Annotated in this window: 20 protein-coding genes; 4 read left to right on the top strand and 16 right to left on the bottom strand. The window is 61.1% G+C overall.

Features of this window, described 5'->3' with window-relative positions:
- The 10 genes from VLJ37_04330 to VLJ37_04285 all read right to left on the bottom strand — a co-directional run bounded on the left by VLJ37_04330 (position 1) and on the right by VLJ37_04285 (position 9,265).
- Positions 1–738, bottom strand: coding sequence for a 7-carboxy-7-deazaguanine synthase QueE (locus tag VLJ37_04330; protein ID HSA58891.1), 738 nt, complete (start codon positions 736–738; stop codon positions 1–3).
- A gap of 1 nt (position 739) precedes the next feature.
- Positions 740–1,297 carry a DUF366 family protein gene (locus VLJ37_04325; protein ID HSA58890.1) on the bottom strand — a complete coding sequence of 186 codons (558 nt, stop codon included), beginning with the start codon at positions 1,295–1,297 and terminating at the stop codon, positions 740–742.
- Complete coding sequence (queC, locus tag VLJ37_04320; GenBank protein ID HSA58889.1) at positions 1,294–1,968, bottom strand: 7-cyano-7-deazaguanine synthase QueC; 675 nt, start codon at positions 1,966–1,968, stop codon at positions 1,294–1,296. Before queC ends, VLJ37_04325 begins: the two co-directional genes overlap by 4 nt.
- A 114-nt stretch (positions 1,969–2,082) precedes the next feature.
- Positions 2,083–2,610, bottom strand: a complete 528-nt coding sequence (locus tag VLJ37_04315) for a hypothetical protein (GenBank protein ID HSA58888.1) — start codon at positions 2,608–2,610, stop codon at positions 2,083–2,085.
- Positions 2,611–2,820: 210 nt separating this feature from the next.
- Complete coding sequence (recJ, locus tag VLJ37_04310) at positions 2,821–4,548, bottom strand: single-stranded-DNA-specific exonuclease RecJ (protein ID HSA58887.1); 1,728 nt, start codon at positions 4,546–4,548, stop codon at positions 2,821–2,823.
- Between the two features lie 3 nt (positions 4,549–4,551).
- Positions 4,552–5,475 (bottom strand): protein translocase subunit SecF, encoded by a 924-nt coding sequence (gene secF, locus VLJ37_04305; GenBank protein ID HSA58886.1) that lies wholly within the window; start codon positions 5,473–5,475, stop codon positions 4,552–4,554.
- A gap of 4 nt (positions 5,476–5,479) precedes the next feature.
- The gene (gene secD, locus VLJ37_04300) at positions 5,480–7,213 is read right to left on the bottom strand and encodes a protein translocase subunit SecD (GenBank protein ID HSA58885.1); all 1,734 of its coding nucleotides are present in this window, start codon (positions 7,211–7,213) and stop codon (positions 5,480–5,482) included.
- A 22-nt stretch (positions 7,214–7,235) separates the two neighbouring features.
- Positions 7,236–7,586: a preprotein translocase subunit YajC gene (gene yajC / locus VLJ37_04295; GenBank protein ID HSA58884.1), complete on the bottom strand. Its 351-nt coding sequence runs from the start codon at positions 7,584–7,586 to the stop codon at positions 7,236–7,238.
- A complete protein-coding gene (gene tgt / locus VLJ37_04290; GenBank protein ID HSA58883.1) occupies positions 7,531–8,658 on the bottom strand; it encodes a tRNA guanosine(34) transglycosylase Tgt in 1,128 nt (375 codons plus the stop codon). Before tgt ends, yajC begins: the two co-directional genes overlap by 56 nt.
- 37 nt (positions 8,659–8,695) lie before the next feature.
- Entirely contained in the window at positions 8,696–9,265 is a 570-nt protein-coding gene (locus tag VLJ37_04285; protein ID HSA58882.1) for a lytic transglycosylase domain-containing protein, read from the bottom strand.
- 167 nt (positions 9,266–9,432) lie between these two features.
- Between VLJ37_04285 and VLJ37_04280 the strand changes: the two genes are divergently transcribed.
- Together VLJ37_04280 and VLJ37_04275 are read left to right on the top strand one after the other, a co-directional pair.
- Positions 9,433–10,623: a 4-hydroxy-3-methylbut-2-enyl diphosphate reductase gene (locus VLJ37_04280; protein HSA58881.1), complete on the top strand. Its 1,191-nt coding sequence runs from the start codon at positions 9,433–9,435 to the stop codon at positions 10,621–10,623.
- Positions 10,624–10,926: 303 nt separating this feature from the next.
- A complete protein-coding gene (locus VLJ37_04275; protein HSA58880.1) occupies positions 10,927–11,334 on the top strand; it encodes a hypothetical protein in 408 nt (135 codons plus the stop codon).
- A gap of 66 nt (positions 11,335–11,400) precedes the next feature.
- Here the strand turns inward: VLJ37_04275 and VLJ37_04270 are convergent, their stop codons facing one another.
- The 3 genes from VLJ37_04270 to VLJ37_04260 are packed head-to-tail and all read right to left on the bottom strand — an operon-like array spanning position 11,401 to position 14,148.
- Positions 11,401–12,306 carry a hypothetical protein gene (locus VLJ37_04270; GenBank protein HSA58879.1) on the bottom strand — a complete coding sequence of 302 codons (906 nt, stop codon included), beginning with the start codon at positions 12,304–12,306 and terminating at the stop codon, positions 11,401–11,403.
- Positions 12,307–12,337: 31 nt separating this feature from the next.
- Positions 12,338–13,165: an S-adenosylmethionine:tRNA ribosyltransferase-isomerase gene (locus VLJ37_04265; protein HSA58878.1), complete on the bottom strand. Its 828-nt coding sequence runs from the start codon at positions 13,163–13,165 to the stop codon at positions 12,338–12,340.
- Complete coding sequence (locus VLJ37_04260) at positions 13,165–14,148, bottom strand: SpoIID/LytB domain-containing protein (GenBank protein HSA58877.1); 984 nt, start codon at positions 14,146–14,148, stop codon at positions 13,165–13,167. The genes VLJ37_04265 and VLJ37_04260 overlap by 1 nt, the downstream gene beginning before the upstream one ends.
- A gap of 62 nt (positions 14,149–14,210) precedes the next feature.
- Between VLJ37_04260 and VLJ37_04255 the strand changes: the two genes are divergently transcribed.
- Positions 14,211–15,584 carry a diguanylate cyclase gene (locus VLJ37_04255; protein HSA58876.1) on the top strand — a complete coding sequence of 458 codons (1,374 nt, stop codon included), beginning with the start codon at positions 14,211–14,213 and terminating at the stop codon, positions 15,582–15,584.
- Here VLJ37_04255 and VLJ37_04250 read toward each other — a convergent pair.
- Positions 15,556–16,257, bottom strand: a complete 702-nt coding sequence (locus tag VLJ37_04250) for a uracil-DNA glycosylase (GenBank protein ID HSA58875.1) — start codon at positions 16,255–16,257, stop codon at positions 15,556–15,558. The two genes, VLJ37_04255 and VLJ37_04250, sit on opposite strands and share 29 nt — an antisense overlap.
- Before the next feature lie 20 nt (positions 16,258–16,277).
- Between VLJ37_04250 and VLJ37_04245 the strand changes: the two genes are divergently transcribed.
- Positions 16,278–17,201, top strand: a complete 924-nt coding sequence (locus VLJ37_04245) for a zinc dependent phospholipase C family protein (protein ID HSA58874.1) — start codon at positions 16,278–16,280, stop codon at positions 17,199–17,201.
- Here VLJ37_04245 and VLJ37_04240 read toward each other — a convergent pair.
- On the bottom strand, positions 17,194–20,115 hold the full coding sequence (locus VLJ37_04240; protein HSA58873.1) for a choice-of-anchor Q domain-containing protein: 2,922 nt from the start codon (positions 20,113–20,115) through the stop codon (positions 17,194–17,196). The genes VLJ37_04245 and VLJ37_04240 overlap by 8 nt on opposite strands.
- Positions 20,116–20,143: 28 nt before the next feature.
- Positions 20,144–20,647, bottom strand: a 504-nt coding sequence (locus VLJ37_04235; protein HSA58872.1) for a DUF4215 domain-containing protein, incomplete at its 5' end; no start/stop codon positions are given.

The following is a 20,647-nucleotide window of genomic DNA, read 5'->3' as shown; positions in this document are numbered from 1 at the left end:
TCAAAGGACCCCCAATTGTTTGTGCATTTGCGGAATCACCCGGACGTCCTTCAAGGTCTTCTGCGCGATCGTCTGCCACTCCGCGAGTTGTTCGACGGCGGGCACGGCCCGGAAGCGCGCGAACGCCGACGCGGGCTGAAGGACGAACGGGGTCTCCGGAGCCACCGAGGCGACAAGGTCGACGGCACGCCGAAGATCCTCGATCGAGGTTTCGGAACTGACCACGGCCTTCACGTACAGCTCCTTGCCCAAAGCCGCCTTGAGGAACGCCTCGTGCTCGCGCCACCACGGGTGCATGCCCGTGACCGAGGGAAACTTCACGTCCATCGCCACGATGTCGACCCACTCCGCGATCTCCCGGAATTCCGAAAAGTGAACGCCGGCTGTCTCGAGCAGCACGAGGAACCGGGGACGGACCGTGGGGAGCCATTCGCGCAAGAAGGCCGCCTTCTGGAGTGGCTCGCCCCCCGTGACGGAGAGGACCCTTTCGCCGAATTCGCCGATCTGTTCGTTCAGCAGTTCGACGCTTAGTGGATTCGGTAGGTTCCGGAAACGCCTGGAGAATGGGGGAGACTCGACGCGGCAGAATTTATTGACGACGAAACTCGCCGGCGTGTCGCAGAACTTGCAGGACAATTCGCAGTCCTGGAAACGGACGAAGAGATGCCGCTCTCCCACGCGAGGGCCCTCTCCCTGGAGGGAGGAAAAAATCTCGATGATGGGGGCTTGGACGGCCATGTTAGGCAACCGGCCTGACTTTGGCGCGCGCCTCACCGACGGTCTTGATCTCGTCGCGAAAGCTTTCGAGCAGGGCGCGCGCGAAGTCCGCGGGGTCGATCTTGTAGTCCGCCAAGCCCTTCGTCCGGACCGGCGTGCCTTCGCTCACGATGTTGATTCCAAAGTGGAAGAGAGTGGAGACGGGTGAAGCGGTGGCGATGGAGACCGAGAGCTTCGCCCCCTCGTCGTAGAGGTCGTTGCCGCCGCGGACGATGGCCGGCTTGCCCGTCCGGAAGATGAGCTCTTGCTGGGCGAGGCTGACCAGGAGGCGTTGCCTCAGGATCGTTTGGGTCAGGTCTGGCCCGAAGAATTCACCGATGAAATGAAGCATGCTTTTGCTGAAGATCGGTTTGCTCTCGCGGACGTCGACCAAATCCACCATGCGATCGACCGGAACGTCGCAGCCTCCCGAGAAGGCCACGACGGAATCGCCGAGGAGACCGAAGGTCCTGAAGATCCAGTGGGGCTTCAATTGCGAGCCGTCGTAGTCGCCGGGATCGCCGGAAAAGAGGATGTTCACGCGGCGTTCCCCAAACCCGCCTCCCGGAAGGCGCGTTGGGCCCGCAAGCAAGACTCGCAAGCCCTGCAGGGTGCATCGCCGCCTTCATAGCAAAACCAGACGTCGTCGGGCGAGATGCCGAGTCTCTTCGCTTGCGCGGCGATTTCGCGCTTGCTCCATCCCAGCGTGTAACTGGTCACGCGCACCTTTGAGAGGGTCGAGAACCAGAAAAAGTCGTCGGCGGAACGGACGAAGGCCGCGCTGTTGTCGGGGAAGGTCACGCCTTCCTCCGCGTTGAATCCGGTGACGAGGACCTCGGCTCCGAGCGATTCTGCGAAGCTGGCGGCGATGTTCAGAAACAGTCCGTTCCGGTTCGGTACCCAGACGGCTTCGGCCGATTTGCGGCCCCGGACGGGGTCGTCCAGGTCCTTTTCACGGACGGCCGGCAGCGGCTTCCCGGTGTTGACGAGGGAGGTATGCGTCAGTTCCTTGAGCCACGGCAGGACGAGGGTCTTGTGAGGGACATTGAGACGTTCCGCCGTCCGCCGGGCGGCCATCCTTTCGCGTTCGGCGGCCCTTTGTCCGTAGTCAAATGTGAGGGCGAGGACGGGTTCGGTTTCACGGACGGCGAGTTGCGACGAGACCGTCGAATCGAGACCGCCGGACAGGATGAGGATGGACTTGGGCTTCACGCGCAAGCCCTAACAAGCCGCGAGGGAAAAGATCAAGGGGGGGAAAAACGACACCGTCCCTTATTTCCCCAAGGGAAATAAAGGACGGTGCGAGGGAGGCGGACAAAGTCCTTCTTAAGCAGCTTTCCGCGTCAGCTTGTTCACGCGGCTTTCCAGACTGGTGATCTTACGGGAAAGTTTGATCACCTCGGACTGGTTAGGGATGCTCAAGATGGACAAGACTTGATCCTTGGTGTTGAGGGCCGTGGCCTTGGCTTTTGCCAAGAGCTCACTTGTATTCAGGCGGTCGATCAGATCGTCCAAGTTCTTCTTGGCCTCGCGGATGATCTCGTCGCGGTTGAAATGGCCCGGAAGGATCTGAATCTCCCGTGCGCGTGCGATCACGTCCTCGGCAAGTCGGCGAAGATCCTCGGTCTTGTCGCTGGCGACCGAAGCCAATCCTTCGCTGCGGACTTGGTCGATGATGGCCGCGATCCCTTTCTTGATGTCCCGGGATGACTGTTCCGCCCTTTCGACGAAACGTCGAACAACCTTCTCCGTCTCCACTTCAAGCTTGGAGAGAAGATCGGCGATGCCTTCAAACTTGCGAGGAATCGCTCTTGAAGCCTTTGCAATTGTGGCTCGCTTGCGCCGGGTAGCCATACGCTGCCTCCTTCTTTCGGAATCTTGTTTGTTTTCTTTGAGAGTGCCATAGCGAAGGCTGATCCGAATTCATCGGCTCAAACTTCGCTCTGTCACTCAAACCCTTTATGACTGACGCAGTACAGCTAACACGGTGCATTAAAGTCTGTCAAACTCTTTTTTGATGCACTGCGTTATTGAGAGGAGATTTTCCATAAACACAATGTAATTTCAATCACTTGGCTCAATTAATTTTATTTTTAATTGAATGGTCGACTGACCGTTCCAGTGATTGATTTGAGGGCAAAAGGCGACCTCGTGGCTTGGAATTTTTCGAGCGGTCTCCAGATAGTGGCCCCAGTCAAAACCGATACTCTCGAGACGGATTCCGTTTTGACGGAGAACGGCCTTGAGATGGCCTTTCCGCGCGCCCCCGGAAGCGCCGACGACGCGGCAACCTTCCAGAGCGACGCCTGAAACGAGAAAAACAGGTTCGGGGTTTCCCGGGCCGAATGGTTCCAGACGGGCGAGATCGCGCACGAGGGGGGCGTCGACTTGGTTCAGGGGCAGGTTTGCGTCCGCTTCGATGACGGGACGACGTTCGTCCCACAGCGTTCGCACCTCCCGGTCGAACGCCCTTGAAAATTCATCGAGTCTGCCGGCTTCGAGCGTGAGGCCGGCCGCGGCGGCATGCCCACCGAACTTCAACATCAAGGATTCGATGCGCTTGAGCGGCTCGTAGACGGAAAAGCCGGGAACGCTCCGGGCGGATCCCTTGGCCTCCCGTCCGTCGTCTCCGAGAGAGAGAGCGATGGCCGGGCGTCCAAAACGCTCCGTGAGCTTTGCCGCCACGATGCCCACGACGCCCAAGTGCCAGCCCCGTCCCGCGGCGACCAAACCCTTGCGGTCGGCCTGCGTCTCCTCAATCTGGAGGAACGCCTCCCGCGTCACCTTTTCCTCGATGGATTGCCGCTCGCGGTTCAACTCCTCCAGGCGGTTCGCGAGGACGGCGGCCTCCTCGGCTTTTTCCGAAAGGAGGAGGTCGAGGGCGATTTTCGGATCGGCCAGACGCCCGGCCGCGTTGATACGGGGAGCGAATCGAAAGGCCACGTGGGTGACGGAAACGGGAGACGCGACGGCGGCGGTCTCTCGAAGCGCTTGAAGCCCGGGGCGCAGGGTAGCGCCCAATTCCTCGAGTCCGTGCCGGACGATCAGCCGATTCGTGCCCGTGAGCGGGACGACGTCCGCGATGGTCCCCAGGCAGGCCAGATCCAGATACCTCTTAAGATTCGGCAGGGGGGAAATTCCTTGTTCGCGGCACCTCGCGCGGAAGGCCATCAGGAGGAGAAAGACCAGCCCCGCCGAAGCGACGTCCCGCTCGGCAAACCGTGAATCCGTCCTCTTGGGGTTGACCAGGGCCTCGACGGGGGGCCATGCGTCGGCGGAGGGCGTCTCGTGGTGATCGATGACGATGACGTCGACGCCCAGTCTCCTCAGGTGTGAAATCTCCGCGGCCGACTTGGTGCCGTTGTCGACGGTGATCAGGAGGTCCGGTTTTTCGGCGGCGATCTTGAGCACCGCCCTTTCGGTCAGTCCGTAGCCCTCCTGCATGCGATGAGGCAGGAGAGGACGGACCGGCAGGCCGATCTCGCGAAAATAAGCCGCCAGCTGGGCCGTGCCCGTGATGCCGTCGACGTCGTAGTCGCCGAAGACGGCGATTTTCTCGCGCTTCACGTGAGCCTTCATCAGGCGATCGACGGCGCGGTCCATATCGGGAAGAGCGAAGGGATCCGGAAAATCGGCCAGGGAGCCGTCCAGAAAGAGCCGGACGTCTTCGGGACGGCTGAGGCCGCGCTTCAGAAGCAAACGCGCCACCAGCGGATGGAGATCGAAAAGCCGCTCAAGATCCGGCCCAAGGGCTGTTTCGTCGGGGTGCGGAGGAGAAAGTCTCCAAGACACGAATCACGCGGCGCTTTTCTGGGACGCCTTTTGAAGCGAGGGCCATTGCTCGTGCAAGGCGATATAGACGGGACAGGCGACCGAGAAGGTGGAGTAGACACCGGTAATGACGCCGATCATCATGGCGAATCCGAAATTCTGGAACTCGCCCTCGCCGAAGAAGTACATGAGAACGACGACGATGAAAACGGTGAGCGAGGTGATGATCGTTCGCGAGAGCGTCTCATTGAGGCTCAAGTTCACGATGTCTCGAAACGACATTTTCGTGAGGCCCTTGGCCAAATTTTCCCGGACACGGTCGTAGACGACGATCGTGTCGTTGATGGAGTAACCGACGATGGTCAAAAGGGCGGCGACGACGGTCAGACTGACTTCGCGACCGGTCAGGGCGAAGCCTCCGACGGCGAGGATGACGTCATGAGCGAGAGCGATGATGGCCCCCGGAGCGAAGGCGAAATCGAAGCGGTACCCGATGTAGACGAGCATCAACAGCCAGGAGACGACGAGGGCGAGCTGGGCCTTCTTCCTTAGGTCGGCTCCCGCCTTGGGGCCGACGGTTTCATTCTTTTCCAGGGTCGTGTCCTTGCCCAAACCCGCCTTGAGGTCGTCGGTGATCTTTTGGACGAAGGCCTCGTTTTCGTCGACCTTCTCGATCTTGACCATCAGGCGGTTTTCCTCGGGCTTGCCCACTTTCTGAACGGAGAAGCCCTCCACGTGCGCCGTCTCCAGGATGCGACGCACATCTCCTTCGGAGACCGGCGCGGAGAACTGATATTGAAGCTTCGTGCCGCCCTTGAAGTCGGTGCCGAAATTCAGCCCCTTGGTCGCGATGAAATAAAGACTGAGAAGGACCGTGATCGCCGAAAAGGCCACGAAGTACCAGCGGCGTTTGACGAACGGGATGTGAAAGTTTGCCAGTTGAAACATAGTTTTATACCGACAGTTTCTCGCGCTTCAGTCCGAAGAGGACGCCTTCCTGCAGGACCCTGGTGACGAATATGTTGGTGAACAGAGTCGTGCTGATTCCGATCATGAGCGTCACGGCGAAGCCGCGGATGGGGCCGGTGCCGAACTGATAGAGAACCAGGCCGGCCAAGAACGTGGTGATGTTCGAGTCGAGGATGGCGCTCATGGCGTTGCTGTAGCCCTCCTGAAGGGCCGTACGGGCCGATTTCCCGGCGCGCAGCTCCTCGCGCATGCGCTCGAAAATAAGAACGTTGCCGTCCACCGCCATGCCGATCGTCAGGACGATGCCCGCGATTCCCGGAAGCGTCAGCGTCGCTTGGAAGAGGGCGAGGCAGGCCAGGAGGAACATGATGTTGATCCCGAGCGCGATATCGGCCAGCAGCCCGGATATGCGGTAATAAAGGATCATGAAGAGGACAACGAGCAGGGCGGCGATGAGCGAGACGCGTATGCCTTTTTCGATGGAGTCTCGTCCCAGCGACGGCCCGACCACGGTCTTGGTCAGCTCCTTGAGACGCGCGGGCAGGGCTCCTTCGCGGAGCACCAGGGTCAAGTCCTCCGCCTCTCTCAGGATCGTCTGATAATCGATGCCTCCCAGCGTGATCTGTGCCTGGCCGCTGGGGATTTCGCTCTTGATGACGGGGGCCTTCGACACCCCGCCGTCGAGGACGATCGCCAACCGCTTGCCGACGTTCGCCTTGGTCAGCTCTCCGAAGAGGCGGGTTCCCAGCTGGTTGAACGTGAGGCTGACGTAGGGCTCGTTGTCATGCACTTGGACTTGGGCGTTCTTGAGCATTTCGCCCGTGACTTCGGTTTTCCGCTTGAGCAGGTAAGGAACGCCTCCCGAAACCTTTTTGGTGACGGGATCGTACTGCACTTCGTAGAGGATCTCCGCGTCTTCGGGAATCTTGCCCTGCAGCTGTTGATTGATTTTCGTGACGATTTCTTCCGTGTACCCTTCCGGGAGACTCAGCTCGGCGCGCGCGTCGGACACGAGCTTGCGGACTTGGGCATCGGCGACGCTCTCGTCGACGAGGCGAAATTCAAGACGGCCTGACTTTTTGATCAGATTGAGCGCCCGCTCGGGATCCGTTTGTCCCGGCAGTTCGATCGAAATCCGGTTGTTTCCGAGGCGGACGATCGTGGGCTCGGAGACTCCGTAGCGGTCGATGCGGTGGCGGATGGTTTCGAGAGCCTGTTTCACCGCCTGGTCCTTGGTCCTGTCGTTGAATTTTTCGTTGAAGGCGAACAGGATGGTCTTGTCCGCTCTTTGGTCCCGCTTCTCTTCGAGCACCGTGTTGTAGTTCTCGCGGGCCCACGCCATGAAGGCGTCCCTGTCCTCTTCCTTCTTCAGGGTGACCTTGATGTCCGTGGTATTGGGGACATGGTCGACGGCCTCGGGAACGAAGGGTTCCTTCTCCGTCAGCCTCATGATCTCGCCCGCGGTCAGGTCGGCGCGGTTCTTGAGGGCGTCCGCGAGCTCGACCTCCACCTCGGCGTAGATGCCGCCCTGGAGATCGAGTCCCAGCTTGATGACTTCCTTGGGAAAAAGTTTCACGTACCAGGGCGGTTCCGATTGGTTTTTTTCCGCTTCTTCCCGGACCTGGTCAAAATGGGCGAGTGTCGGCGTGAGCACGTAGGCCGAGACGAGGATGAAAGCCAGGGTGAGGAGGGTCAGGTTTCGCCAGTTGTGGGGCATGGACATGGGTATTCCGGATGGATCAGGCGGCGGCCGACGTTTTCACGAGGGCCACCTGCTGCTTGTCCATCTTGATGCGGACGTTGTCGGCGATCTCGAGGGTCACGACGTTGTCGGCGATACCGTGGACCCGGGCATGGATGCCGGCGCTCGTCACGACCTCGTCGCCTTTCTTGAGGTTGTTGACCATCTCCTGCTGCTTCTTCCGCTGCTTCTGCTGGGGGCGGATCATGAGTAAGTAGAAGATCACGAAGACCAAGATCATCGGCAGGAACATGCCGAGGCTTCCGAGCGGTCCTTGTTGCGGATTCCCGCCGCTAGCCGTCTGCGTCTGTGCCTGCGCGATCCCGTAAAAAAGATTTTCGAAATTCATCATAACGTCCCCCGCGGATCGCCTCTCTCGCGCCTTTGAGAAGAGACAGAAAGTAATGAAGGTTGTGCGTCGTATTGAGCCTCGCGGAGAGGATCTCCTTGGCGAGGTACAAATGACGGAGGTAGGCCCTACTATACCGCCGACAAACCGGGCAAGCACATTCTTCGTCGATGGGCCCCGGATCTTCCTTGTATTTGGCGTGCCGGATCTCGACCGTTCCGAAGCGCGTGAAGAGCTGGCCGTTCCGGGCGTTCCGGGTGGGGACGACGCAGTCGAACATGTCGTAGCCGTATCCCACGAGCTCGACCAAGTCCTCCGGAAGCCCGATGCCCATCGCATACCGGGGGAACTCGTCCGGGATGTGAGGGGCGGATTCCGCGGCCATCTCATAAAGCAGCTCTTTGGGCTCACCGACGGAGAGGCCGCCGACCGCTAGTCCATCGAATCCGCCTGAGACGGACTTCATTTCGAGAAGCCGCTCGGCGCACTCCTTGCGGAGGTGTTTGTAGACACTGCCTTGGACGATCCCGAATAATTGGGATCTCGCGTCCGGGCGAAGACGAGGTTCGCCCCTACGGAAATAATCCACCGACCGTTTGGCCCATTCGAGGGTCAGCTCCATCGACTGGCGGGCGTCGGATTCCTCGACGGGGTAGGGCGTGCACTCGTCCAAGACCATGAGGATGTCGGAGCCGAGCGCCTCTTGCACCTCGATCGCCCTTTCCGGCGTGAGAAAGTGCGTGTCCCCGTCGATGTGCGACTGGAACTCGACGCCGTCCTCCTTGAGTTTGCGCAGCTTCGAAAGGCTGAAGACCTGGAACCCTCCGGAATCGGTCAGGATCGGGCCGTTCCAGCCCATGAACTTGTGGAGGCCGCCAAGCCTGCGGATCGTCTCGTGTCCGGGCCTGAGCATCAGGTGGTAGGTGTTACCGAGGATGATTTCCGCTCCGAGGGCGGTCAGCTCGTCGGGGGTCATGGCCTTGACGGTGGCGTAGGTCCCGACCGGCATGAAGACGGGGGTCTCGAAGGAGCCGTGAGGGGTCACGATCGTCTTGATTCGCGGTTGAGGCACCGTGGCCGTTTAGCCGAGAATGTTTTGGGAAACAAGGTTAGGAATCGGAGAAATCGCGGTACGCCTTGAGGACCCGGCCCTGATAACCGCCCTCGGGGACCGGGCGGCCCTTGTAGTTCCTCTCCACGGACGTCGGTCCCGCGTTGTAGGCCATGAGGGCCTTTTTCACGTCGCCCTGGAACAGGATCAGGAGCTTCGAGAGGTAGTGCACGCCGACCCGGATGTTGAAGGCGTGGCTGGAGAGGAGCCTGTCGCCGTCCTGGGGGTTGATGCCCAATTCCGCCGCCACGTCCTTCACGACGATCTTGCGGACCTGCATGAGGCCGTAGGCATGGGCGTTCGAAATCGCCTTGGGGTCGAACGTGCTCTCCACCTTCATGACGGCCAGGATCAGCATCGGGTCGATCTGGTAGGTCTCGGAGAGGACCGAGACCGTTTGGGCCACTTCGGTGCGCGTCCGTTCGTCCAAACTCTGGGCGGCCGTCTTGAGTACCGAGACCACCCGCACGTCCGCCAGGTTCTTCCGCTTCACGACGAAAGACATCGGCAGGATGGTCCCAACCGCGATCGCCAAAAAGACGAGGTTTTTAAGGCTTTTGTGCATCATGGGGGATCTAAGGAGCAAACGGGGTGCCGGAGGGGGGGATTAGGCTAAGTCTTTGAAATCATTGAATCATGCTTGGCATGCGTGCCAAGGGCATGGGTACAAAAGGCCGCCCTATCGGGGGGACAAATCCCTTTACAAGTTCCCGTCTCCATTCGATAAATGAAGGAATGACTTCCCACTTGAAACCCGATGCCTTTGAACCGGGACAGATCGTGCGTAAAAGTTTCGGACTCCGGAAGGAGATTCAGGACGACCTGGTCCGGGATTATTACAGCGACATCATTCAGAGGATCATCGCGGCCGGAAACACGTATACGGAAAAGGACGTCACCTTCCACTTGGCGAGCTCCTTCGGCTTCTGTTACGGCGTCGACCGCGCCGTCGAGATGGCCTATGAGACGAAGGAGCGTTTTCCGGACCGCCGCATCTTTCTGACCGCTCAGATCATCCACAATCCCCGCGTGAACCAGAACCTCCAGGAGATGGGCGTGAGCTTTCTCAAGGAGGAGGACTATCACACCGTCCGGAAGGACGACGTGGTCATCCTGCCCGCCTTCGGGGCGACGTCCTCGCAGATCCTCACGCTCAAGGGGCGGGGATGCGTCCTGGTGGACACGATCTGCGGTTCGGTCCTGAACGTGTGGAAGCGGGTCGAGAACTACGCGCAGGAAGGTTTCACGGCCGTCATTCATGGCAAGTACTATCACGAGGAGACTCAGGCCACGAGCTCGCGTCTTCTGGGCTATGAAGGCGGCAAGTACTTGGTCGTCCTCAACATGGCGGAAACCAAGACCGTCTGCGACTACATCCGCAACGGCGGGAATCCGAAGGAGTTTTTGGAAAAATTCTCGAAACAGGTCGCGCCGGGGTTCGATCCGGACAAGGACCTCCAGAGGATCGGACTGGCCAACCAGACGACGATGCTCATGAGCGAGTCGCTCGCGATCGCCGAGAAGCTCAAGCAGGCGATGCTCGACCGCCACGGGGCCGACTACGTCGCGCGGCACTTCAAGAACTTCGACACGATCTGCAGCGCGACGGAGGACCGCCAGAACGCCATCGTGGAGTTCAAGGACAAGGCGTTGGACCTGATCATGGTGGTGGGGGGCTACAACTCGAGCAACACGAACCATCTGGCCAAAATGGCGGCGTCGTTCACGCGGGCTTACCACATCGAGGACGCCGACGGCATCGTCTCCGAGAGCGAAATCCGCCACAAGCCGTTCGGGCAGTTCGACACCGTCGTCACCAAGGACTGGCTCCCCGCCGGCCCTCTCAGGGTCGGTCTGACTTCGGGCGCTTCGACTCCGAATCAGGTTTTGGGGGAAGTGGTCGAGAAGATCCTGTCGTTCCGCTAGGGGGAGACGCGATGATCTCCCGTCGCGTCTTCATAGCGTTGTCCGCCGGGATTCTTTTTTTGTCGTGCGCCGCGCTCGTCCGCTTTCTGACCGCCCCGCGCAATCTTTTTCAAAACCCATCTTTTGAACAGGGACGGTCCGCATGGACCTGGCGGGTGGACAGCCCTTCTTGGAGCGATTTCGAGATCACGGACGAGAGGGCCCATCAGGGCCGGCATTCCGCGCATCTTCGATTGAAGACGATGCCCCCTTCTCCCGTGGCGCAGATCTGGGGGGGTCATCCAGGTCCCGGCGGTTCACCGGATGCCCGGGGAGTTGAGCTTCTGGTATCAGGTGGAAAACTGGCGCCCGGCGGCCGGCAAGCAGTACGCGCAGGCGGTGGTGATGGTTCATGACAAGGGTCTGCTCGCGACCATCGGGGAAGAAACGCTTCAAATCCGATATATTCTGGCCGGTCTGGACGGTCCGCCCTACGAGAAGGTGCGCAACGCGAGGTATCTGATGGCCGGGTCCCGGGAGCCGCCCCAGGAGGGATGGCTGCGTTTCCGGACAAACGTGAAAGAGGACTTTCTCAAGGTCTGGGATTTCTCCCCGAAATCATTTGATAAGATCGAATTCTTCTTCGAGGTCCGTTATGACGACCCGATCCCTCCCGGTCAGTCCGCGGATGCCGACGTCTATTGGGACGATTTCTTTCTGAGCCGCGAGTGATCGCTCCGTCGTGAAAAAAACCGGACGGGGCCATGGGGAAGCGGTCGAGAAGGTCCTGTCGTTCTGTTAGGGCGTTCCGGAAGGCTCGTGGATTGTCACCACTTTGGCCTCAACGGTGCCCGCGGTCGTCACGGGGCCTTTCACATGCGCCACCTTTTCTGCACAAAGGCCCATGACGAGATTTCGGCATTGCTGTACGAGGTAAAAATTATACATCGCTTTTTCGGGAACGCTCTTGTCGTAGAGACCGTTGATCCTCGAGCTTCCAAAGTTGACGCGGACACGGAAACGGGCCGCCCCGTTATCTGCGGAAAGGTCGGCCACGCAAAAATCGGCCATCTCCTTCAATGTTGACGGGGGCCAGACGCGGGCCTCGATGCGAATCGGGGGTCCTTCCGCGATGCACGCCTCCGGTTCGCTGCAGCCGACAGTGCCCATCGGCAGAAGATTGAGTGCGGCCTCGTCAATGCGGGATAATGTAACGATTTGAAGTAGGGCAACCCTTTGGTCTGCCGTCGGACCCCAACTCTTGATAGTCGCCGCGATCTTGGCCGGAATCTCCGCTTCGACGGCATGTTCCAAGGCATGACAGACGACCTGTAGGGGCATCGTATAATCCTCATCTTCCGGGAAACGTTGGGAAAATGGGACAACGATTTCTACGGTCTCCGTTGACCCGTCGTACAAGGGAGCAGACGCCTGGAAGACCGCCTTGCAGGCCACCTCCGCTATCTTGTTGTACCTGAATTGGTCGACGATGTTGTCTCCGGAGACGAAGGATTTGAACGTACCGGTTAGGTTCAGTGGGGGATAGGTTGGAGGCGAAATAGGTTCGGCAATGCGAAGATCGGTGAAGACTCGGATTTGATCGAACCACGTCCTTATGGGCGGCGCTCGAAGCTCGGATGGGATCCATGATAGAAGGCAGCCCAAGGCGAACACAGTGAAAAGTCGATTGTTTTTCTGATACATTTAAAAACTCTATCACTATTTTGTAGGGACATCAAACAATCAGCATGCAATCCCCATACGAGAACAGCCGGTAGCGCTCCCGAATGGCCTCTTCGTAGGCCGAGAGGATGAATTCCCGGCCGGCGAAGGTGGCGACCATGACGAGCACCGTCGAACGGGGGCGGTGGAAATTGGTGAGGAGGGCATCGACGATGCGGAAGTCGTAGCCGGGGGTGATGAACAAATGGGTGATGCCGTGCTTGGGGGCGAACACAAGGTTCGCCCCTACGGCGGCCCACGATTCCAGCGCCCTCACCGCCGTCGTCCCCACGGCGATCACGCGGCGGCCTTCCTGTTTGGCCCGGGCGACCGCCTCGGCCGTCTCCGGCGGGATGTCGAAGGCCTCCCCGTGCATCGGATGGCCCAGCACGTTTTCGGATCGGATCGGCTTGTAGGTGTCGAATCCGACCTGCAGCGTCACGAAGCGGGTTTCGACGCCCAGCGCGCGGATTTTTTCCAGCATCTCTTCGCTGAAGTGGAATCCAGCCGTCGGGGCGGCCTTGGAGCCGGGGACCGCGCCGTAGACCGTCCGGTAACGTTGAAAATCCACTTCGGTGAAGTCCTCCGCCTTCTTTCTCTTGATGTAGGGGGGCAGGGCGGGGACGCGCCTTCCGTCCAACTCCACCAGGTCGGCCAAGGCGTTGTTCATCACGAGCACGTCCCCGGCGCGCAAAAAGGAGGGGAGGTCCGAGAAGGTCCTGTGCTCCCAGCGCCTTTCCGTCCGGTCCAAGACCATCATCCGCGAGTCCTCGCGCCGGGGGAGTGGATGCTGCGCGACGAGTTCCTTGGGGAATTGAAAATCGAAAAGGGAAACGTCCATCACTCGCTTTTCTCGAGATCCTGGAGAATTCTTTCCTCGGTGGAGGGGTGGGCGGCGATGTTCCGCGACATGGGGACAATCTCGGCGCCGGGATAATAGAATTCGAGGATCTCCCGGTAGGACTTGCCCTGCCCGGCCATCGCCTTGGCGCCCCACTGGCAGAGGCCCACGCCGTGGCCGGAGCCGCGGCCCTCGAAGACGACGTCCCCTCCTTCGGAGGAGACCTCGAAGAGCGTGCTCTTGATGTTGACATAGCCGATCGCCGCCCGGAAATCAGCCCCCGTCATGGTGAAAGCACGCGCCTTAGGGCCCGGAGCCCCGACGGCTATCGAGACGACCCGTCCGGATTCGTCGCGGTCCGGTACCGAGATCGTCCACTCCTCGGGCATCTCGTGTCCGGCCTCCCGGAGGCGGGACTCAAGCTCGCTTCTCGGAATGCGGTAGGTCCAATGGGCGGGAGGGCACGAGGCGCAGTAAGGATCGTCGTGGATTTGCAGGACGGGTTCGGGATGGGCGCCCGGCCAGACGCGCGAGGCGCGCTCGCTCTTTCCGCCGCAGCAGCTGTGAAAGAAGGCTTGAATCAGCTTCCCGCCGTATTCCAGGGTTTCCCCCTCGGTTTCCAGGACGGCGCGGACGATCGATTTGGCGTGGCCTTCGTCGCTCTCGAACACCTGGTCGCTTGTGTCGGCCAGGACGTCGAACTGCGCGTCCCGGGGCTTCTGTTTCCGGTAGAGGACATACGTCCGGGCCGCGACGGCCTGCGCCTTCAAGGCCTCCTTGGGCCAGCTCGCGTGGACCTCCTTTTCCAGGACGCCGGCGACGTAGCGTTCGAGCGGAATTTCGCGCAAGTGGAGCTCGTCGTTCCTCATCTGACCCACGCGGACGGGTTCTCCGAGGGAAGGCGCCTGGGGAGCCGCGCATCCGCCTGAGACGGAAAGAACCGCCAAAAAGGCCGCGACGAGGAGGAAGGGCCGGGAAGACATGACGCAGGTATTCAGCAATTCCCCCTGGAATTCTAGCGGATTTTAGGGCCATGATGCATGAAATGTCTTCCCTCCCGCTCCTAGTCCTTGCGGCGATCCTCCTCACTTCGGCGGCGTTTCTCTTGTTGTGGCGCTTTTTCGTGAGCCGTCCCCTGCAGAAATTGATCGACCTCATGGCCGAGGCCCCGTCGAAGAATTTTCTCATACGGGCTCCCAAGAAGGGCGACGGGGTGATCGGGCGCCTGTACCAGGGCTTCAACCGCCTGCTCGAACGCATCACCACGCTGGACGCCTTCAAGCTGGAGTCGGAGCGGCAGCTCATCATGGTGCAGGAGGAGCTCAAGTACAAGCAGGCCCTCGAGGAAAAGAGCCGGATCATCGAGGAGACCAACCGGACACTCGAGGCCCGCCTGAAGGAACTTCGTCTCCTGGACGGATTCTCACAACAGGTGAGCGCGACGCTCGAGGTCGACGAGTTGTACAACGTCGTCGAGCGGTTCATCGGGGACCATCTCGGCTTCCACGAGTTCGTCCTGCTCGTCCTGGAGGACGAGCAGGGAGGGGCGTCCAAGCTGGTGGTCAAGGTGGCGCGCGGCTTCCGGGACGAGAAACGCGTGCTTGGCATGAGCTTCCGGGAGGGAGAGGGCATTACGGGTCGCGTCCTGCAAAAGGGCGAGATGACTTACATCCCGGACACGCGCCACAGCGAGGGGTACCTGTATTACAAGGGCGAAAAACAGGAGGATGGTTCGTTCCTCTCGATGCCGCTCCTCTTCAAGAAAAAGGTGGTCGGAGTCCTCAACATGTTCCGGAAGGAGGCGGACGCCTTCTCGCCGGAGGAAATCCGATTCCTCAACACGCTGACCGTCGAGCTGGCCATCGCGGTGGTGAACGCCAAGCTGTACTCGAAGACCCGCGAGCTCTCCGTCCGCGACGAGCTGACCCAGCTCTACAACCGGAGGCACTTCCAGCAAATCCTTCCCCTCGAGATCAAGCGTTGCCAGCGCTTCAAGAGGTCCCTCTCGCTTCTCATGATCGACATCGATTATTTCAAGAAATTCAATGACCGTTACGGGCACCTGGCGGGGGACGAATGCCTCAAGGAGTTTGTCCGGGTCGTGAACGCGAGGATCCGCGAGGTGGATTTCTTCGCCCGTTTCGGGGGCGAGGAGTTCGTGCTGATCCTGCCCAACGCGGCCAAGGCGGACGGCGTCGTCGTTGCGGAGAAGATCGCGGGGCTCGTCCGGGAGCACGCGTTTAAGGAAGGGGAACGCTTGACCGTCAGCATCGGCGTCGCGGCCTATCCGGACGACGCGAAAACGGTCGAGGAACTGATCGACGCGGCGGATATCGCCCTCTACGAAGCGAAAAACGGCGGCAGGGACAGGGTTTTCGTCTACGGAGACCTCACGACGACATCTTCAGCAGCTCAATGACCTTCTTCAGGTCCTCCCAGCACGGTTTCTTCATGTTGGGATTCCGAAGCAAGAAGGCCGGATGGTAGGTCGGCATGACCTGAAGGCCCTTCCAATCCTGAAAACGACCGTGAAGGGACATGATGCCGGTCTTGGTCTTCAAGAGCGTCTGCGTGGCCAGGTTGCCCAGGGTGATGACGACCTTGGGCGCGACTGCCTCGATCTGCTTTAGAAGAAAGGGCATGCAGGTCTCCACCTCGTCCGGCTCGGGGTAGCGGTTGTCGGGCGGGCGGCACTTGACGATGTTGGCGATATAGACCTCCGAGCGCTTCAGCCCCATCGCCTCGATCATCTTGGTGAGAAGCTGCCCCGCGCGTCCCACGAAGGGTTCGCCCTGCAGGTCCTCGTCGCGGCCCGGGCCTTCACCGACGAACATGAGTTTCGCGTTGGGGTCGCCGACGCCGAAGACGATGTGGGTGCGTCCGGAGCAGAGTTTGCAGCGCTTGCAATCGCCGATTTCGTCCCGGATCGCCTTGAGAGGGGCGGCATGATCGGCGGCGGGTGAAGGGGTTCTCTCGACGGGTCTTGCAACGGCGGCCTTCTTGGGTCGGCGGCGAAGCTCATCGACGCCCATATCGACGAGATTTTCCAGCCGCGTCTTAAGGGCCCGGATTTCGGTTTGCTTCGAGGACATCGATTGTCTACCCTTATCTTGTGAAACTTGCGGTCGGACTTCTGTTTTCTATCTTCTGTTTTTTCGTTTCGAGCGACGCCGTCGCTTGGGGGCCGATCACCCACGTCGATTACGCCCACGCGGCGCTGCAAGACGTATCGGCGTATGCCCCCCTGGTCAAGGAGCTTCTCTTCCGTTTTCCCTACGATTTTCTCTACGGCACGCTCGCGGCGGATATCACGCTGGGCAAGGACTACGTCGACTACGTCTATAATTGCCATAACTGGCGCGTCGGGTTCCTCATCTTCAACGAGGCGAGGGAGAAGGGGACGGAGCGCCAGCAGGCGGCGGCTTTGGGCTATCTCTCGCACCTGGCGGTCGACATCATTTCCCACAATTATTTCGTCCCTTATAAGACGATCTTCAGCTATCCCACGCGCACCCTGGGGCACGTCTATTGGGAGATGCGATTCGACGCCAAGCGTCCCAAAAAGATCTGGGACCTGGCACGGGAAATCGGAAAGATGAAGTTCCCGCACAACGACGAGCTTTTCGAGCGGATGATCCGGAGGACCCTGTTTTCGTTCAAGACCAACCGGCGGATCTTCCGGAGCGTGCTGACGCTTCACCGCCTCCGGAATTGGCATACGCTGATGGAGAAGATGCACGAGCAATCGCGCTGGAAGCTCACGGATAAGGACATCGACGATTACCGGGGGCTCGCCGTCGAGTCGGTGACGGAATTCCTGAAGGATCCCGAGAAGGCGCCCTGTACCAAGGTCGATCCGACCGGCGAGGCCAAGATTCTCTACGCCTCCGAGATGCGCGAGGATCTCAAGCGGCTCACCCGAAGAAAGCTCCTCACCGAAGAGAAGGCCTCCGATTTCCTCCGTAAAAGCAAAGAGGCCCTGAGGGGGTCGATCTACCGCCCAGGGCCTCTTCCGAGCGTCTCGGATTTTATCTGATCAGGCCGCTTCCCGCGGCACGGTGCTCGCTACGGCTCGTAAAGGTAACCAGACTGCAGCCGCCCCCGCCCTCGTTGAGGCAGGAGCTGTCGCAACCGTCGCCGTCGACGGTGTTGCCGTCGTCGCACTCCTCTCCGTCATCCACCGTCCCGTCCCCGCAGGCCGGTCCCGGAGGCGGAGGAGGGGGAGGGGCTTCTTCGATCGTGCAGTCGGAGGCGCAGCCGTCGCCGTCGGTGGTGTTGCCGTCGTCGCATTCCTCAGAACCCTCGACGGTCCCGTTGCCGCACTCGAGGCGGCAGAAGGCGTCGCAGCCGTCGGCGTTGATCTCGTTGCCGTCGTCGCACTCCTCGGGGGCCTGAACGGTCCCGTCGCCGCAGAGGTCGGCTTCCACCGCACCGATGTCGCAGCGAGCGTCTCCGTCCAGGTCGCCGTCGATGGGGCGGGGGAAGCCGCGCTGATCGAGGGTCAGAAGGACACCCGTCTCATCGACGCACCCGGCGGGATTGCCGGCGTCGATGGCGGGGCTGCCGGTGTTGGGTTCGTGGGTGAGCGTGGGCCCGCCGTTGTCGGCCAAGGTACCAAGGTCGGGGTTGACGCCGGGCTGATCGCCTGTGCCAGTCAGGCCGCAGGTGTCGTCGGAGTCGAGGTTGTAACCAAAAGAGGTGAGGGGGGCATTGCAGTCACCGCCGGCCGTGCTGTTTGCGATGATGCTGTTTTTGACGGTCAATGTTCCGCCGGCGAGAAAAACACCGCCGCCCGTGGTCGCGGCTGAGTTGTCGAGGATGGTCACGTTATGGAAATTGCCTCCACCCGTCGTGAAGATGCCTCCTCCCAGACCTCCGTTCGCCGTGTTGCCGCTCAATGTGCAATTGGTCAAATTAACGGGGGAACTCGTGGCGTTGAAAATTCCTCCTCCATCCGTGTCGGCGGTGTTGTTGCTGATCGTGCTCTCGGACAAGGAGATCATGACGGAGCTGGGGCTTGAAATGAAGGCCGCACCGCCGGGGCCCATTCCCGGATTGACGGTATTTCCGTCGAGGTTTCCTCCTGCCAGGGCGAGTGTGCCACCGCCGCCCGTGGAGTAAAAAAGGGCGCCGCCCGGCCCGTCGGCGGTGTTTCCGCTCATACTGGGACCGGTGTAGGAGAGGTCAACGGTGCCTGGGCTTGAAATGTAGGCCGCACCTCCAGGGCCTCCCGAGTTAGCCGTGTTGCCGTCGATGGTCCCCGCCAGGGCGAGCGCGCCGCCGGCGTTCGGCGCGTAAAAAAGGGCGCCGCCCGGCCCGTCGGCTGTGTTTCCGCTCATGCTGAGACCGGTGTAGGAGAGATCGAGGGAGCTTCCGGGGCCTGAGGCGGCGAAGACCGCTCCTCCGGGTCCCCCCGAGTTGGCGGTATTGCCGTCGAAGGTCCCAGCGAAGGTGACAGCGCTATCGCCGACTGTATTACTGAAGTAGATTGCGCCGCCTGGCCCGTCGGCGGTGTTTCCGCTCATGCTGGGACCGGTGTAGGAGAGGTTGACCGGCCCTCCGGGACCTCCCAAGACGGAGGCCGCGCCTCCGCCCCCCCCCGTGTTGGCGGTATTGCCGTCGAAGGCCCCGGCGAGGACGACCGTTCCTCCGGAGAATGACGCGTAAAAGAGAGCCCCTCCCTGACTATCGGCGGTGTTTCCGCTCATGCTGGGACCGGTGTAGGAGAGATCGAGGGAGCTTCCGGGGCCGGAGACGGCGAAGACCGCTCCGCCGGGTCCCCCCGAGTTGGCGGTATTGCCGTCGAAGGTCCCAGCGAGGGTGACAGCGCTATCGCCGACTGTATTACTGAAGTAGATTGCGCCGCCTGGCCCGTCGGCGGTGTTTCCGCTCATGCTGGGACCGGTGTAGGAGAGGTTGACCGGCCCTCCGGGGCCTCCCAAGACGGAGGCCGCGCCTCCGCCCCCCCCCGAATTGGCGGTATTGCCGTCGAAGGCCCCGGCGAGGGTGACCGTTCCTCCGGCGAATGACGCATAAAAAAGCGCCCCTCCTTGGCCATCGGCGGTGTTTCCGCTCATGCTGGGACCCGAGAAGGAGAAATCAATGGTACCGCCGATGGCGTTGGTGAGGAAGACCGCCCCTCCGGACCCCCCTGAGTTTGCCGTGTTGCCGTCGATGGTTGCCGACAGCGTGACCGTTCCTCCGGGGAGCGATGTATAAAACAAGGCCCCCCCCGATCCGTCGGCGGTATTGCCGCTCATGCTTCCCCCTAAGATCGAGACATTCACGATCCCGGTGTTAGCGACAAAGACGGCCCCTCCGGATCCGCCTCCGGCGGTCTCATTGCCATCGAGGGTGCAGTCGGTGATGCTCAACGTGCCCGACGAGAAATGGGAGATGGCACCTCCACCGCCTCCGGCCGTCGTATCGTTGTCCGAAACGGAGCAGTTGGAGAGAGTGAGGGATCCTGTGCCCAAGGTCTGAATGGCTCCACCGTTGCCGCCGCCCGGGGGCAGGCCGTTCTGAAGGGTGACGCCCGAGAGGCGGAAGGCCGGACTGCTCCCGTCCGCACCAATGTCGAAGATTCGGTCGAGGCCCCCGCCATCGATGACGGAGGTGCCGGCTCCGAGACCCGTGATCTCAAGATCGTCGACAACAACGTCGAAATCGCCGTCGGTGGCGTCGGGAACGCCCGTGTCCGGAATCGCGATGGTGATCGTGCCGGAGGGGAGGACGATGACATCGGTCCCGAAACCCGCGGCGCACGCGTCCTCGCCGGCGTTCGAGTCGGTATTGGCCGAGATGATCGCCTCGCGGAGCGTGCAATCGGCGTCGTCCGAGGGCGCGCCGTCGGCCGTGGTCGTGACCGTGATCGTGGCCGCCATCGCGTTGCCCGTGAAGCCGATGAAGGCCATGGCCATGGCCGACACAAACGGTTTTCGGAATCTCATCGCATCCCCCTTGGTTTTACTTTGGAGTTTATGAGTGTCGCATCAAACTGCAGCCCCCCCCGCCCTCGTTTAGGCAGGAGCTGTCGCAACCGTCGCCGTCTTCGAGATTGCCGTCGTCGCACTCCTCTCCGTCATCCACCGTGCCGTCCCCGCAGGCCGGGCCCGGAGGCGGCGGGGGAGGAGGGGCGACCTCCGTGGTGCAATCGGAGGCGCAGCCGTCGCCGTCGGTGGTGTTGCCGTCGTCGCATTCCTCAGAACCCTCGACGGTTCCGTTGCCGCACTCGAGGCGGCAGAAGGCGTCGCAGCCGTCGGCGTTGATCTCGTTGCCGTCATCGCACTCCTCGGGGGCCTGAACGGTCCCGTCGCCGCAGAGGTCGGCCTCCACCGCCCCGATGTCGCAGCGAGCGTCTCCGTCCAGGTCGCCGTCGATGGGGCGTGGAAACCCGCGCTGATCGAGGGTCAGGAGGACACCCGTCTCATCGACGCACCCGGCGGGATTGCCGGCGTCGATGGCGGGGCTTCCGGTGTTGGG

It is taken from the genome of bacterium, from assembly GCA_035454885.1.
GTDB lineage: Bacteria > UBA10199 > UBA10199 > JACPAL01.
This window is presented reverse-complemented; position numbering and strand designations above follow the sequence as displayed.